Consider the following 16191-nt stretch of genomic DNA (forward strand, 5'->3'; position numbering starts at 1 on the left):
CCCTTTGATAAATACAAGTCTAGATCAAAATATTTTGCTGCGGGCCGGAGACCTGTCTTTTACCTTCTTAAGCAGTGGTGATGTGTATAAGATCGCCCACGGCTCAACGATGATCAACCAACTGTTGACCAATTCAGTCGACGGTTCCTTGAACAATCTGTACTTGAGATTGTACCGTCCGTCCGGTGTAAGTATCACTCCCCTGCTTGGGGTTCGCTCACCGGGAGTAATCCGACAAACGGATCAGCAGATTATTTGGGAAGGTTTCACCGCTGGTGTAGGCTATCAGGTGACCTTCACGCTAAGCCGCCTGGGAGTATGGTTCTGGGATGTAACCCTACAGGGCGATGACGTGGAAGCAGATGTCGTGTATGGTCAGGATATCGGCATTGCCGATACCGCTGCTGTGCGCAGTAATGAAGCTTATTTGTCTCAATATATTGACCACACCGTCTACCATGATGAACAAAGAGGCTACACCGTTTGCTCCCGTCAAAACCAGCCTCAAAGTCAGGCGTTCCCATACATTCAACAAGGCTCGTTAACCCGCACTGTTGGTTACTCGACTGACGGATTTCAGTTCTTTGGACTTTCGTACAAAGAAACGAATGAGCCGGAAGCACTCCGTCGCGATTCGCTCGCCGATGAAGTGTACCAATACGAATTCGCCTATACCGCGTTGCAATCTGAGCGGGTGAAACTGGCTGGGGAAGCTCGCTTTACTTTTTACGGTCTGTTCCAGCCCAATCATCCAGCCGCAGTGACAAAGCTGGAGTATCAGGAACTGGTGACAAAAGCACGTGACGAAGTAGCTGCCATTCTAGTGGACGCTTCCGAGACCATCATACCGGTACGCGCGGCAAGTGATCTTCAGGCAGGGCGTGTGGCTCCAGCTCAAACCATCGGTGAGCCGCTGCGTACACTGGACTTGACCGATGCCGAAGTGGATCAACTTTTCCCCAAACGGCAGGAGGAAGAACGGGATGGCGATGAACTACTTTCCTTTTTCACGGACAGCTATGAGCATGTCGTACTCAAATCCAAAGAGCTTCGTGTAGAGCGTCCCCATGGGCACATTTTAATGGGTGGGCATTACTCAGGAGGTAAGGAAGAAACCATTACAACCACCTCCTATATGTACGGGGTGTTCAATTCCCAACTCGTAATCGGCAATACAAATTTCAACAAAATGATTACCAACGCGCGTAATGCGCTTAATATTCCCAAGACATCCGGTCAACGTATTTATGTCGGAATCCAAGGGAAATACCGCCTGCTTACGATGCCTTCCCTGTTCGAGATTGGCTTCAATTATGTGCGCTGGTATTACAAAACGGCTGACGATACATTCATTATTACAAACCATACGAATGTCGATAGCCCAGAAGTACGGCTTCACATGCGTGCGGCGAGTGGCAAAACCTATCCGTTCCTCATCACTCAGCAAATGTCTATGCATGTGAACGAATATGAGCTCCCGTTTCATATGGAACGTGAAGGTGACGCCCTACTCTTCCGGGCAGACTCCGCCTCTCTGAGCGCCGAAGCCTATCCAGACCTGCTGTACCGAATGCACATAGAGGGCGCTCCATTACAGCATGTGAGCGACGCTCACGCATTGCTACAGGGGAAAGCTTCTCCTGATGCGTCTCTGGTTGTGCTGGAGCTGGGTGACAGCAGCGAATGGACCTGCACCGTGCAGGGTTGGCTGAATGGGCTTTCAGCTGGGCAAGAATCAGCGCACAAAGAGCGTCACGCTTCCTTTGAAGATGAGCGCGAGCGCTATCGGGCATATTTTGCCGAGCTTATGAACGGTTTCCATCTGACTCTGGGTCAACACGAAACGAGCGAGCTATTCCGTGTGAACGCAGTGGCTTGGTGGTACACCCATAATATGCTCGTTCACTACTCTGTGCCTCACGGTCTGGAGCAATACGGTGGTGCAGCCTGGGGAACACGTGATGTGTGTCAGGGACCTGTGGAATATTTCTCAACTATGCAAAAGTTCGATGAGGTTCGTTCCATTCTGCTGACTGTTTTCAGCCATCAGTACGAGGACAGCGGAAACTGGCCGCAATGGTTTATGTTTGACAACTATACTCACGTGCAGCAAGAAGAAAGCCATGGGGATATTATCGTCTGGCCGCTCAAGGTACTGGGCGACTATTTGACCGCTACCCGTGATTACAGTATTCTGGAAGAAAATGTGCCTTACACCCATCGGCATACTTTCGATTATACCAAGCAGACCGCGACTCTCATGGAACATGCCCTGAAGGAAATCGAATATATTCGGGAGAATTTCCTGCATGATACGTATTTGTCGGCCTATGGCGACGGCGATTGGGATGATACCCTCCAACCAGCCAATGCTCAGCTGAAGCAATACATGGCGAGCAGCTGGACGGTTGCACTCACCTACCAAGTTATTAGTAACTTTGCTGCTGCTTTGGAGCAGGCCCCCGCGGGTGTAGTAAGTGAAGCCGACAAGATCGCACAAGATCTACATCAGATGGCCAATGGCATCCGTAAAGACTTTAACCGCTACATGCTGGAGAGCGGAATTATTCCGGGCTTCGTGTATATGGAAGAGCCCGGCCTACCTAAGCTGATGCTCCATCCGTCTGACACCGAGACAGGAATCCATTATCGGCTGCTGCCAATGACACGCAGCATGATCAGCCAGCTGCTCACGCCTGAGCAAGCATTGGCTCATGAGCAACTCATCCGTGAGCAGTTCCTCTGCCCGGATGGCGTGCGTCTGATGAACCGCCCTGCACAGTATGATGGCGGTGTGAGCTCGCACTTCAAGCGTGCAGAGCAAGCGGCCAACTTCGGACGTGAGGTCGGGCTGCAATATGTGCATGCCCATATCCGCTTTGCGGAAGCGATGGCCAAGTTGGGACGCAAGGACGACGCTTGGCACAGCTTGAAGCTCATCAATCCGGTTGGCATCCGTGCGTCCGTGCCGAATGCCGAATGGCGCCAAAGCAACGCCTATTTCAGTAGCTCGGACGGTAAATTTAATACCCGCTATGAAGCACAGGAACGGTTTGGTGAACTACGTGAAGGAGCCGTACCCGTCAAAGGTGGCTGGAGAATCTATTCCAGCGGTCCAGGAATCTATATGAATCAGCTCATATCGAACGTCCTTGGTGTTCGTCAGTCGGGCGAAGATCTGATCCTAGACCCCGTGCTGCCGGATCATCTCGATGGATTGGAATTTGAATTTTCCTTTGCAGGAAAACCAATTACCTTCGTCTACCGCATGCTGCAAGAGCATACTGGCGGTGAGCAAGGCCGTACAGTATTGAACGGAACACCACTGGAAAGCGTGCCAGCCGATGATAATCGCTACCGCTCCGGGGCCTTGCGCATCAAACGCGAGATTTTCGAGCAAGCCTTGGCAGAACATGACGGTGTACACCGTCTGGAGATTATTTTATAAAGCGTTTTTAATGCTAAATCTGGTATAGGCAACAAAGGGATGGCGATCTTGCGGGATCGCCCTTTGCTGCTTATGTGTAGGACTACGACATTTGGAATAGATATGTGGTTAATAATGAATATACAATAGCAATTATAAGATGGACGACAAGGAGGTGACGATGTGGTCAGCATTAAAGATATCGCCAAACAGGCGGGCGTTTCCATATCTACCGTTTCATATGCCTTGAATGGTAGCGATAAGGTAACAGAAGAAACTTGCGCACGTATTTTAGCCATTGCCAAAGAGCTTAACTATGTGCCCAATGCCGCCGCACGTAATCTCAAGAAAAGGCAGACCAAAATTATTGGCGTTTTCCTGACTGATTTCCGTGGAGACGTTTATGGAGATTTACTGTATGGCATCAAGGAAATTTTGAACCGCAAGGGCTATGATCTCATCGTATGCAGCGGTAAGCAGTCTCACCGAATGTTGCCGGAACGCATGATCGACGGCGCCATTGTGCTGGATCAGACGTTTGATAGTCAGGAGCTACTGAACTACGCCGAGCGAGGACATAAAATTGTCGTGTTGGACCGTGAACTGAATCATCCTAACATTAACCAGGTGCTGCTGGATAACAAAGCGGGCGCCGCTCTCGCAATCGAACATTTATTGGAATTGGGACACCGTAAGCTATATGTGGTTACCGGACCAGAAGGTTCTTACGATTCATGGCAACGGATGCAGGCGGTCAAGCAGACCATTGAGCGTAGCGGCGTGGCTGAAATGATCGAAATTGACGGCGATTTTGAGAAATCGGGCGGTGAACAGGCGGCTGAGATCATTTTGCAGCAACAAGTTAGCCCGGATTCGGAATCTGTAGCCGTATTTTGTCTCAATGATGAAATGGCAGTGGGCTTTTACAATCGAATGGCTCAGTCAGAGCTGACGATTGGCAAGGATATTCATATCGTCGGCTTTGATAATATCGAGCTGGCGCAATATATTCAGCCCCGTCTGACAACGATTGACTATTCCAAGCGTAAATGGGGCGCTGTAGCTGCCGAACAAGTTCTCAAAATCATTGCTGGGGAAGACGTGGAGCATGAACGTTTATACGTTACGCTTGTCCAAAGAGAATCGGCAGGCGCAGCATTCATCACCCAAGATCAACAGAATCTGTGATGAACAACGCAGAAGTAACCTGCTCGCCAGCCTCCTCAAAAAAAAAGAACTTCCACAGGCCCAAAACACGGGGTGGAAGTTCTTTTGGTTATACTTATTTAACCTAACAAATCCTCAATTGAATTCGACAACGACCGTAAGGGATTACCAATCGTTTGCCCCGTCTGCAGCTCCACCTGTAACGCAGCATCAACCATAGACAACTGTGCTACAGCCAGCCCTCTGCTTGAATCAGCCTCCCTTAGCTCATACAGCGAACGAACCAGCAATTCCTTATACTCGTCTTCACGTCCCTGCATAATCAGTTCAAAAGCGTCCTCCACCACCTTAACCTCTATCCAAGAAGAGATATCCGGTTTGCCTAACAGAGCAGCCGTATGATAAAGACGCTTCATCGTTCCCTCTACAGTAGCCGGATTCGTGAATACCAAGGTCCGTGGCAGCAAATCATCGCATATCTCATGAAAAAAGGGCTCATCCAGCGCAATTACTGGTGTAGACAGGGTCAATTGAGCTTTTTCTGCCAAAACAATATAATTCGTGCACGTTATCAAAATAACGTCTATATCGCTTTGAGCAATCCATCTTAGTTGCTCTTCTACCTTGCGACTGGCATCGTCCGCAGAAAAATGCGGGTCTGACGAGATCCGGCGCATAAGCCCAGGGTCCACAAAATGTATCAGCTCCACCTCATAAGAAGCAAAAGCTCGTTCCACATAGGCTATGTTCGAGTGATGTGCATGCAGGCAGCCCACACGTTGCTTCAAGCCTTCCATCGTCCAACCTCCTGTTATAAGTTTGCATCATTTTAACAGGAACAGGACGATTAGGAAAGCGTGCCAATCACGCCATACCACAAACGCACTTTCTTAAAACTTGCCGTTTGTATTTTTCCACTCTGTTTTAGCTGGAACCTCCTGAACTACGTCCCAATGTTCCGCTACCTTGCCGTTCTCTACCCGGAACAGATCATAGACAGCGGCTGAAGTTCCCTTAGACGATGTCAATTCACTCACAACCAGCACAAAGTTGCCTTCTCCAATGACCATGTGAACCTGATCATATCCAAAGGGAGAACCCTGGCTTCCCGCTGCGGAAAATGCTTGTTTCAAATTGGATACACCGTCACCAAAAAGAGGATTATGCTGAATGTAATGGTCACCGTTATAGTAGCTTTCCAATGCAGCACGATTTTTGCCAACCAGGACATCATCCACAAACTTGCGGATCAGTGTTTTGTTCGTCTCAGTTTGGTTGAGATCCGTGATCTGTGTTGTTCCATCAATCATGGTGTGTCCGCTTGGATTGGCTGGAGCCGAGTCCTGCATATTGTCCCAATGCTCAACAATTTTACCATTGCTATCGAAGCGGAAAATATCAAAAACAATGCTCGTTTTCCCTGCAATGGACTCTTTATAATGAACTGCTACATAATTACCATCCTGAATTACACGTTGGATTTCAACCTGTACATTGGCTCCCTTCGACTGGCTAATCCCTTGCAGCAACGTATCTCTTCCGCTAGCAAAGCTCAGATTGTGCTGAATGTACTGATCCTTGCTGATCCAAGTCTCGGCCGCTTTCGTGTCTCCGGTTTCAAAGCTTTTCACGATTTCAATGACCTTATCCTTATTGCTCACCCCGATTTGTACCGTTTGGCTGGCCGGGTCCCAAATCACTTGCTTGCCCCACGCTTCTTTTATGACATCAACCGGTACATAGGTTACCCCTTGTTTAGTCAAGATGGTCGAGGTGGACAGTGGTACCTTAATCCCGTTGATTTGCGCTTCCGGGCTGCCTGACACCAGTACAACTGTCGCCTGGTCATAACGAATGGTCGTGCTTTGTCGCGCCGTATTGAACGTAATATGCTTGGAATCCAGCGGAATCCCCAAACTGGAGGCCAATTGTCTCAAGGGAATTAAGACCTGCTTATTTCTCACGATAGGCGCAATTTTGTAAGCCTCCTTCTTGCCATCTACCCAAACCTGAATACCTGTAGCGGGTTTTGCTTCGGCCGCCAAGGCCGGTACAGCAGAAGATAGCACGAGCAAGCCAGCGAGTGCGGCAGTAACCGTATGTTTTTTCATGAATGTAAGCCCCTCTCAACATAAAAAAAATAGAAAATTGAAAACAATTCCCTTTTATGTAACTAATTAAGTTACACCTAATCACAAAAAATGAACTTTTCACGTCCTGCCTTATCTTTAACCCTCATCTGAATCTCTTGAAACCTCAATACCCCTCCTTTCAAAATTCTATATGCATACTTAGAATAAAGGATATGGGGACTAATAACAATGTATGCTTATGGTCTTACAAATGAATTTATGATGAAACCACAAAAAAAGCGGCTCCTATCGCAAGCGAATGAACGCTTTTTGAATAGTAAGCCGCTGTTAACCCCATTGCTATTGTTATACGGATAACGTTCTCCGAAACTTGATAAAGCTCCCGATTCGCCAGATTGAGATATACACCAGCGCCATCGTAATTGCCAGCATGCTAATTTCGGTGGTACCCAAACTACTGAGGTACTGAGTCAAAACGACGCGAATCAAGATAATAGCGATAATAATATATTTAAAATATTGGTTCGGCTTGGGATAAATAAGACCATCATCCCGTCTTTCATACGCTGTATGCAGCAAAATAACATAGCCAAACAGAGCCCCTAATAGCCCGGCAACCAGCAGTTCCCAAAAGGCGGGGAGCTCGTACGTTTGACCGGGAATATGCATTAATTGGTACACAGACATCATCATAAGCGGGAATGCGATAAACAAGGGGAGCAGAATCCGGATTCCATTTCCTTTTACCGGCCCCCGTCGTCTCTTGGTCCTTAGCCAGATCATCAGCCCCACTAGAACAGCCATCAATACATATATAAATATCGTCGTCATGGTGTAGTAACTCCTTCCTCATAGATCCTGTAGATACGCTAGCCTAAATCGACAGTTTTTTCTCCAGCAAATACGCGCTCAAGCGGATTAATACATATGCAGCAACCCAACTCATCAACACCGCAATCGGGAAATGCCAGGTAAATGGAAACCATTGTCCTGTTTGAGCATGGTCAAACTGCTCATAAAGCCCCTGATCGCCCGACCAATAAAAGACACTCCCGCCACCCATCAAAATAATCCACAGTATCGGGTTAAGCGGCCTCAAGGTGCTGTATTTGGTACTGGCCGTCAATAGACCCAGCGCAATAACCAACGGCGTGAAGGCGATAATCATAACAAACCAGTTCAATCCAGCTACAATAAAAGACGCTGCATCCGCAAATGTATAAGGCTGTATGGTTGATGAGATGAACAACGCGTACAGAGAACCCACCACAAACAGAAGCAATATTACGACCATGGTTTGTAAAATAGCCGCAATCCATTTGGCGCTAATCAGCCATATGCGCGGATAGGGAAGGGTCAGCCACCATCCGTAGGTGTCATTTTCCCATTCTCTTCTCAAGCTTCCCACACCCATGAAAATGATCATGTACGGCAAGCCCAGGGTGACATACCACAGCCTTGTCAATTCGAGCTGGTTGTGAAGTGCGAAGTACAAGGAAATAGCGAACGCCGCAATTAGAAATAATGAGAAATATACGAGTCTCCACGATCTCGGTAGTCGATTGCGGCCCTGCTTTCTCCAGCTTCCTTTATTTCGAAATTCATGGCGTATCAAATCTTTGAACAGCCCTGATGAATTCACGCCTTCCACCCCTTTTTGTACAAATTGCGGAACACCTGATTCAGCGAGCCATGCTCTGCACGCAGATCATCCGAATCACCAGACCATATGATCCGTCCGCGGTCCATCATGACCGTGTAGTCAAACAAGCCTTCCACTTCCTGAATATCATGCGTGCTAATGAGTATAGACTGCTGCCGACCCTCCAAATAATCAATAATCCCGGCTACAATCGCCTCTCTAGAGAGAACATCAATACCCGCAAACGGTTCATCCAGGATCATGAGTGGAACCTCACGTGCCAGACATAAAATCAGTAGCACACGTGCCTCCTGCCCGCGACTCAGCCCAGTCATTTTAAGTTCCAGCTCGACGTCCATATGATCAGCAAGCTTATACGCGTCTTTTATATTGAAACCAGGCAAAAAAGACTTCCCCCATTCCAGCGTCTGCTGAACTGTATGATTGGGGTACCAGCGTGCCCGGTCAGGAAGATAGGATATATCCCGGTTGGTTTCCCAACCAGGCTGTCGGCCCAACACCTGAAGCTCGCCCCCATCTGGCTGAATCAATCCGGTGATTGCCCGAAAGAAGCTGGACTTCCCACAGCCATTGGGTCCAAGCACGCCTACAATACGTCCTGCCGGAATGATGACATCTAATTGATCCAGTGCTTTTTTACTGCCGTATTGCTTCACCAGATGATTCGCAACCACAACAGACTCCGTCATGCCTTATCGCCTCCTTCCTTGTCATTTCCGTCCTGTTTGCTTCTTATATACTGCTGTACATCTTCCCACGATAACCCCAGGCTACTCATCTGTCCGAGAAACTGATCTATATATGTTATAGCCAATTGTTCCCGAAAGCTGGCAATCCGTTCACTGGACGAAGTAACATAAGTGCCTAACCCGCGCCGCTTCTCAGTCAATCCGTCCCGCTCCAGCTCCTGATATGCCCGCATCACGGTATTCGGATTCATGCGTAATTCCTGCGCCAGATCACGAACAGATGGCATTTTGCTTCCCATTTCGATCTCCCCTTTAGCAATGGAGCTTCGTACTTGATTTAATATTTGTTCATATAATGGCTGGCTAAAGTCAATTAAAAATCGGAACGAGCCAACCCGTTGTTCTTCCATAGGTGTTTCCCCCTAATCGGCTGCATCTATCGTGACTGTAGTGTATTATATCACTTAATACACGTAATACAAGTTTATTTTAGCTGAAATTTTAGTCATGCCACCCAAATTTCATTCAGTAAATGCTCAGCTTGCGCTCAGATAGCATTCAAGTTGATCCCTTATGATGTATCACGTACCAAACAAACCACAATCGAAAGGTGGAAAATGAAGATGAAGAGCACCAAGAAAGCAATTTTGGCTGGAACGATGGCCTTGGCATTTTTAGGAGGCGGGGCACTGTACTCCACAAGCGCAGCCCATGCTGCTTCAACTACACCTGAGAAGGCTCCCATCGCAGACAAAGCACAGGCACCTAAGGGGAATCCCGGCGATGCTAATGGCCCTAAAATCGCAGGAGGTAACTATGCTGAGAACAAAGCTCTCCTGAAATTATTGAAATTATCCTCCAGTCAGTTGGATACACAGTTGAAAGCAGGTAAATCCCTTGCTACGATTGCCAAAGCACAAGGCGTGAGCGTAAATTCCGTTATTGATGTAATGGTTTCAGATATGAAAGCAAAACTGGCTACGGAAAAACAGAACGGCAAGATTACGGCAACTGAATATAACCAACGTGTCTCTAATCTGAAGCAAATGATGACAGATATGGTGAATGGCGTGAAACCATCCAAGCCACCAGTAGATGACGGTAAAGCGGGTGCAGGTAAAGCTCCTGCTCAGGGAGATGCAGCCAAGGCTTCTGCTAAAACCAATGCAGCTAAAGCCTCTGCTAAGCAGAAATAGCCACAACTTCCGTTTTCCAAAGAGCTGTAGCTCGATAAGTCGCATTCATTAGAACCATTTGTTAATCTGACACATCCACCCATGTATAATAAATCTCCATCCGGCTTCCCTGTACGGATAGAGAAATCAATAAGCCTGTCCCCTGCTGCGATACAACAGGAGGAGACAGGCTTATTTGTCATGTAAACAAGATAATATGTGGTAGACTAACATGATCCAGAGGTCATTTTTCACTCTAATTCATAATAAGGAGAATGTAATGAAAATAAATAAACAGGAATTTGATGTGCAAGGAATACACTATACGATCAGATCAGCCATAATTCAAGATGCGAAGAATTTGTCTGAAATCCGCTTGCTGATTGATGGAGAAACTGAAAATTTAGATAGAGAGAAGGGAGAAGCGTTTATAAGTACATCCGGTTTTGAACAGCTCATTGAATCAGATACAGAGAATAACAGAAACCTATTTTTAGTTGCGATAGTTCATGATAAAATCGTCGGATTTTCAAGATGTGAGGGCCATGTTCTGAGCAGATTCTCTCATAAAGTTGAATTCGGCGTATGTGTACTAAAGGATTTTTGGGGTTACGGGATCGGGACGAATCTTTTAAAAAAATCTATTTCCTGGGCTGACTCCAATGGCATCAAGAAAATAACTCTACAAGTTTTGGAAACGAATGATAAAGCCATTGAGCTTTATAAAAAACATGGATTTGAAATCGAAGGGTTATTAAAAAACGATAAGGTTCTTTCAGATGGCAAATACTACAACACCATAATCATGGGGAGATTTCATAAATAAAAAAAGACCCTGTTCAACAGGATCTTTCTTTTTGCATCGCCACACTTACTCTAATAGCGATAATCATCATAAGGATTGCGATTACGATACTGATCACGCGGCTGCTGGGCTGCGGTAATCATCAAAAATATGCCTGAGAGCAAATGCATCAACCAACCCACAATCGGAATCCATCCAATAACCGAGGTCACGATCCCTAAAATAGATCCATAATAAGACTCTCTATTCGTCACCGATAGCACCAACGTAACAATGTGGAAAATCAGCATAAAGAACAATATAGTATACGCGGAATTTACGATCAGCAACCCGCCCAAAACGGGAATAGCTAAAAACAGCTCCAATCCGCCTGTAATCCATTTTAATGTTTTTGATGGTGTCATTGTTCCACTCTCCCGATGCTGTTTCATTCCATAATTATATCCTATCCCTATACAGGATGACATACATTTTTTGACATATTATATGCTTATATCGTGACAGACTCATCCCTTTTTCGAATGAGCTAAGCCCTGGCTACATATATGTGAGAGAGAATGAAATGACGTGATTTCTAGAGGGGTGAACACGATGGGATATTATATTGAGGTGGAACGCGGCGTGAAGCTGTATGTCGAGGATATTGGAGAAGGCATCCCTGTTCTGATGGTGCACGGCTGGCCGCTGGATCACCGAATGTACGAATACCAGGTCGCCTTGTTGCCTGCTTACGGGTATCGCTGTATTCAGGTTGATCTTAGGGGGTTCGGCAAGTCTGATCGACCATGGCATGGATACAATTATGATCGATTGGCGGACGATCTGCTGGCTGTTATGCAGGCGCTTCAGTTAAACCAGATACGGCTGATCGGTTTTTCCATGGGAGGAGCTGTGGTCACACGCTACATGAGCAGGCACCGGGGATTTGGCGTCAATCAGTTAATCTTGATCGGAGCAGCTACACCCCGGTTCACCCCAACCAGCGACTTCCCTTATGGCACTCCTGTCACAGAGGTAGATAAACTCATCAAACAAGCCTATACAGATCGTCCACAATTGGTAACTTCTTTTGGCGAAATGTTGTTTGCCAATCCCGTCAGCCAGAGCTTACGCGACTGGTTACGTGATCAGGGCTTTGCGGCTTCAGTTCATAGCATGGCCTGTACTTTGTATTCACTACGTGACTCTGATTTGCGCCCTGATTTGCCATGTATACAGGTGCCTACTTGGATTCTACACGGCAAGCTGGATCGGGTCTGTCCTTTCCCCCTGGCTGTCCAAACTCAAAAAGGAATCGCCGGATCAAAGCTTATTCCTTTCGAACGTAGCGGCCACGGTGTATTCTACGAAGCGCTACCTGAATTTAATTCTATCTTACTGAGCATACTAGCCCCATCCTACACACCATAATTGAAAGCCTGTTCATTCTTATGTATAATTTATATTTATAAAAAACAAAAAGACGCCTCAGCGCCGTTAATGGCTATGGGGCATCTTTCACTACAAACATTTATCCGCTTAGGATTGTTTGGTATGATTGAAGCTCGTATTATTTAAAACTGCCAGCTTTTTCTCGCCCTTCACCATGGCAGAACCGCAAATGGGGCATGTCGGCTCGACAGAAAAAGCGAAGTTATCCCGCATCCAGCCGTTACATGTATCGCTGGCGCAATTCCAGACAGTTGTAATTTCCTCAGGAATCTCATCCATTGGCTTTTTCCGTGAATTGTACATAAACATCCCTCTTTCTTCATGATTTATAAAGCGATAAGATGTAATCAGTTCAAAAACGGTCTTGTGAACAGATAAAAACAAATGCCCCAAACGCTATGTTCGGGGCATCTGAAGTAGGCTGTAATTTTAAATTACAGTTTTACAACGTTCTCAGCTTGTGGTCCACGGTTTCCTTCAACTACGTTGAATTCTACGCGTTGGCCTTCGTCCAAAGATTTGAAACCTTCGCCTTGGATTGCGGAGAAATGTACGAATACGTCGCTTCCACCTTCAACCTCGATGAAACCGAAACCTTTTTCTGCGTTAAACCATTTAACTGTACCTGTTTGCATGGAATTACCTCCAAAATGTATTTATATGACCTTTATTTTTTACAAATAAAAATTCACATATTGCACAAGGTTATTTCAACCTAAAACAATAGCCCTCTACAATATGCGAATCTCAGGTCACAATTTCAATATACTCATATTACCATAAGTGTATTGAAAACGCAAGCACTGGTGAATTTAATTTATGCAGAGTGCTTATGTTCTCTATTGCTGCTTCAAAGCTGTGTTCATTCGGCAGGAGTGAATCATTAACGCCTACTTAAAACATTATATCCGCAGTTACCCCCTATTATACCAGCAATCAAGAAATAAATATACAAAACATTGTGCAGGAGACGAACTTCTTACTAAAAGCTCATCTCCTGCGTTATTTGCTCATTTTAGTTCATTTGAATTACAACTCCGCCAGCGCTTTAATTTCCTCAGCTGTCAGCGCTTTGTTATACAATTGAACTTCATCCAGGCTGCCATTGAAGTAAGCATCGGAGGCAAAGCGGCTTTTGCCGAGATAAGCCTCGCTCGTCAGCAACTCATCAGGATTAAAGGTAATGCCGTCATTAACAGCTACTTCCTCACCGTTTACATACAACTTCCCTGTATTCCCCTCCAGTGTAACCGCTACATGCGCCCACTGGTTTAGTGGTAATGATGATTTGGAAAGCAAGCTTTGATCCGTACCCTCATGGATTGTAAACTGGAGCACACCACTTCCTTGGGATGGGGTAAGAAACATATGCCGGGCTTGCCCGTTGCCAAAGTCAAAAATCCGTTGCCAAGCTGCACCGCCCTTCCAGTTCACCCAAGCGGAAAAGGTAAAATCCTTCGCATCTGTTACCATATTTGGTAGTTGAACGTAACCATCCTTACCGTTGAGGCCAAGAGCACCGCCAAGCTTCCCGTCTTTATCCCATGCGGCACCACCATAGATCTTACCATCGAATTGATTGTATGTGCTATCGACAACCGAAGTTCCTTGATCCTCACTCCACGAATAGCGTGCGAGCTGAGGACCTCGGGCCTGCCCGGGGACAATGGCTGTAAAGCTTTTCTTAGCGGTGGCTTTGTCCTTTCTAATGGTCGCCGTCAATGTAACTGTTACAGGCTGAGAACCGGCATCTGGACGGTATACTTCACCTGTCACAGATATATTCTCCGGGTGGGTGGACTCCCATGAAATAGTGGTATCTTGTGCTGCTTGAGTAGGTAACGTCAGATTATAAAGAACATTGCTCGTATCGCCCAGGCTCAGATTCTTCTGCACAGCAGCTACAATCTTGCTGGCCTTCAGGTCAGGCTTTAGCGAACCCCATACCGCAACACCCTTGGAGGACAACGCGGTAAAAGCAAGCGTCTTGGCACCTGTGTCTGGATCACGGTGCCGCAGGAATACACCTTTGTACTTCGTGCCCTCTGCTGTAATTTCCAGCTGATTGCCTGCCCCCAACTTCCATGTACCGTTCACTCCACCAGACAGCTTGCCGCCGCTATCCAGACTGACGTTAACGGCTTGCTTAATTTTTGCCGAAATTTCCTTCCCGTGATTTACATACGAATATTGACCGAGGACTTCCTTTTCTGACAGCTTTTTCAGTGAATCCTCATCTCCCGAATAACGATAAGGAGCAACCACAGGCCAACCGTCAGCGTTCATGAACATTTCATGTACCCGCACTTCATACTGTTCGCCTCTCCCCGGGAAACGGGAATGGAAAATGACAAAATGCTTTTTCGTCTTGGGATCATAATAAGCCGAGTTGTGTCCGGGCGACACATAGCCTGCACCCAGTCCAGTACCCGGATCACCAATTTCTCTTGGAATCAGGTAATTACCTATCAGTTTGACACCGTATGGTTCAATGGAAGCGTCATCAAAAAGTGGTTTAGCAGGATTTGCCTTGACCTTGATCATATCATTGCCTTCAGCATCGTAGAAAGGGCCATCCGGTGTTTTGGACCGAGCCACCCGCAGGTTGTATCCGCCATCCGCTGACAATCCACCATAGGACAGGAACAAGTAATAGTAGTCCGTTTGCGGACTGTATTGTATGTACGGCCCTTCCATACGAGCATGGTTACCGCCTGTCAGCTTTTTCCCGTAGCCTTGACCAGGGAGCGGCTTCCCTGTTTTTTCATCCATCTGCATAATGAAGATGCCTCCTGAGTAGGAGCCATATACCATCCACAGCTTGCCGTTCTTATCATAAAAGGTGTCCGGGTCCACGGCATTCGGATGCTTGGTTGCATCATAGATCGTTCCATCCTCACTCGGTTGATCCCACATGCCGGATTTTAGAAAAATGCCTTTATTCTTATAAGGCCCTTCAATTTTATCAGCAACTGCTAGGCCCATCGCTGAACGCGGGGAGTCACCCTTGCAAGCGTTATAATACATATAGAACTTACCATCTGCCAGTTGAATGACATCAGCTGCCCACAGCGTGTCCGTCTGCGCCCAATCCAGTGCTTCCTTTAATTCTTCTTTGACATTGGGAATCAATGCATTACCATTCGCCACTCCTGTAGCAATCGTATCCCAATTCATGAGGTCTTTGGACTTGGCAGCCGCCAGATGTGAGCCAAAAATGTAAAATGTGTCTTTCACTTTCAGAATGGATGGATCATGTACGGAAGTCTCCTTGAAAGAGACAGCCTTTTTACTTTGAATTGAAAAGTTTCCTAGGTCTTGAGCTTGAAGGGAAGTTTGCCCTACATTTTGAATTCCATCTGTATCTGAATTGAGTGTTTGCACGGCGCCTACCAAAGAAGCAGGCAACAACAGCGCACCTGCGAGTGAAGCTGCCGTTACTTTACGAACAAATGATTGCTTCATAAATCAATCTCCTCTCGTTTTGAACATCCCTGATAACATAAAAAAATATTGAGAAAGCGGTCAGGATTATGTTTGTATTAACTTCTTTACCCTCGAATTTAATGTTGGTCATCCCTCCTGTTTCGCATTAAAGCGCTTTCAATTGATTTGAAAAATAAAAGCACCTTCTGTTAAGAAGGACGATTCAAACCTGGCGGTTAACCGTACCTCTATATTATTCAATGGATATGGAAAATTCAATATGTAATTTTATGTTTTTATAAATTATTCATCGAA

At 46.3% G+C, this 16191-nt stretch carries 15 protein-coding genes; 5 read left to right on the forward strand and 10 right to left on the reverse strand.

Annotation, left to right across the window (positions count from 1 at the left end; all coding sequences use genetic code 11):
• Window positions 1–7 precede the first annotated feature (7 nt).
• Window positions 8–3448, forward strand: coding sequence for a GH36-type glycosyl hydrolase domain-containing protein (locus NLX73_RS21140; protein ID WP_254327317.1), 3441 nt, complete (start codon window positions 8–10; stop codon window positions 3446–3448).
• A 162-nt stretch (window positions 3449–3610) separates the two neighbouring features.
• Window positions 3611–4615: a LacI family DNA-binding transcriptional regulator gene (locus NLX73_RS21145; protein ID WP_254327254.1), complete on the forward strand. Its 1005-nt coding sequence runs from the start codon at window positions 3611–3613 to the stop codon at window positions 4613–4615.
• Window positions 4616–4713: 98 nt separating this feature from the next.
• On the opposite strand, the gene NLX73_RS21150 is transcribed toward NLX73_RS21145, so the two are convergent.
• The 6 genes from NLX73_RS21150 to NLX73_RS21175 form a co-directional block, all read right to left on the reverse strand.
• Complete coding sequence (locus tag NLX73_RS21150; RefSeq protein ID WP_254327255.1) at window positions 4714–5391, reverse strand: hypothetical protein; 678 nt, start codon at window positions 5389–5391, stop codon at window positions 4714–4716.
• A 93-nt stretch (window positions 5392–5484) separates the two neighbouring features.
• Entirely contained in the window at window positions 5485–6705 is a 1221-nt protein-coding gene (locus NLX73_RS21155; RefSeq protein WP_254327256.1) for a stalk domain-containing protein, read from the reverse strand.
• Window positions 6706–7032: 327 nt separating this feature from the next.
• The gene (locus NLX73_RS21160; RefSeq protein WP_235306981.1) at window positions 7033–7518 is read right to left on the reverse strand and encodes a cytochrome c biogenesis protein CcdC; all 486 of its coding nucleotides are present in this window, start codon (window positions 7516–7518) and stop codon (window positions 7033–7035) included.
• Window positions 7519–7561: 43 nt separating this feature from the next.
• On the reverse strand, window positions 7562–8329 hold the full coding sequence (locus tag NLX73_RS21165; RefSeq protein WP_254327257.1) for an ABC transporter permease subunit: 768 nt from the start codon (window positions 8327–8329) through the stop codon (window positions 7562–7564).
• Window positions 8326–9039, reverse strand: coding sequence for an ABC transporter ATP-binding protein (locus NLX73_RS21170; protein WP_254327258.1), 714 nt, complete (start codon window positions 9037–9039; stop codon window positions 8326–8328). Before NLX73_RS21170 ends, NLX73_RS21165 begins: the two co-directional genes overlap by 4 nt.
• Entirely contained in the window at window positions 9036–9449 is a 414-nt protein-coding gene (locus tag NLX73_RS21175; protein WP_235306978.1) for a GntR family transcriptional regulator, read from the reverse strand. Before NLX73_RS21175 ends, NLX73_RS21170 begins: the two co-directional genes overlap by 4 nt.
• 213 nt (window positions 9450–9662) lie before the next feature.
• On the opposite strand from NLX73_RS21175, the gene NLX73_RS21180 reads away from it, so the two are divergent.
• Together NLX73_RS21180 and NLX73_RS21185 are read left to right on the forward strand one after the other, a co-directional pair.
• Window positions 9663–10235: a hypothetical protein gene (locus NLX73_RS21180; protein ID WP_254327259.1), complete on the forward strand. Its 573-nt coding sequence runs from the start codon at window positions 9663–9665 to the stop codon at window positions 10233–10235.
• A gap of 259 nt (window positions 10236–10494) precedes the next feature.
• A complete protein-coding gene (locus tag NLX73_RS21185) occupies window positions 10495–11040 on the forward strand; it encodes a GNAT family N-acetyltransferase (RefSeq protein WP_254327260.1) in 546 nt (181 codons plus the stop codon).
• A 50-nt stretch (window positions 11041–11090) separates the two neighbouring features.
• Here the strand turns inward: NLX73_RS21185 and NLX73_RS21190 are convergent, their stop codons facing one another.
• A complete protein-coding gene (locus tag NLX73_RS21190; protein ID WP_061830729.1) occupies window positions 11091–11423 on the reverse strand; it encodes a hypothetical protein in 333 nt (110 codons plus the stop codon).
• Window positions 11424–11610: 187 nt separating this feature from the next.
• Here NLX73_RS21190 and NLX73_RS21195 point away from each other — a divergent pair, with 187 nt between their 5' ends.
• Entirely contained in the window at window positions 11611–12429 is an 819-nt protein-coding gene (locus tag NLX73_RS21195; RefSeq protein WP_254327261.1) for an alpha/beta fold hydrolase, read from the forward strand.
• A 108-nt stretch (window positions 12430–12537) separates the two neighbouring features.
• Here NLX73_RS21195 and NLX73_RS21200 read toward each other — a convergent pair whose 3' ends face one another.
• The 3 genes from NLX73_RS21200 to abnB form a co-directional block, all read right to left on the reverse strand.
• Entirely contained in the window at window positions 12538–12753 is a 216-nt protein-coding gene (locus tag NLX73_RS21200; RefSeq protein ID WP_013308357.1) for a cold-shock protein, read from the reverse strand.
• A gap of 131 nt (window positions 12754–12884) precedes the next feature.
• The gene (locus NLX73_RS21205; protein WP_007428290.1) at window positions 12885–13085 is read right to left on the reverse strand and encodes a cold-shock protein; all 201 of its coding nucleotides are present in this window, start codon (window positions 13083–13085) and stop codon (window positions 12885–12887) included.
• Between the two features lie 394 nt (window positions 13086–13479).
• Window positions 13480–15915, reverse strand: a complete 2436-nt coding sequence (gene abnB, locus NLX73_RS21210) for an arabinan endo-1,5-alpha-L-arabinosidase AbnB (protein WP_254327262.1) — start codon at window positions 15913–15915, stop codon at window positions 13480–13482.
• Between the last annotated feature and the right edge of the window lie 276 nt (window positions 15916–16191).

This window comes from Paenibacillus sp. CH40 (assembly GCF_024213605.1).
Taxonomy (GTDB): Bacteria; Bacillota; Bacilli; order Paenibacillales; family Paenibacillaceae; genus Paenibacillus; species Paenibacillus polymyxa_B.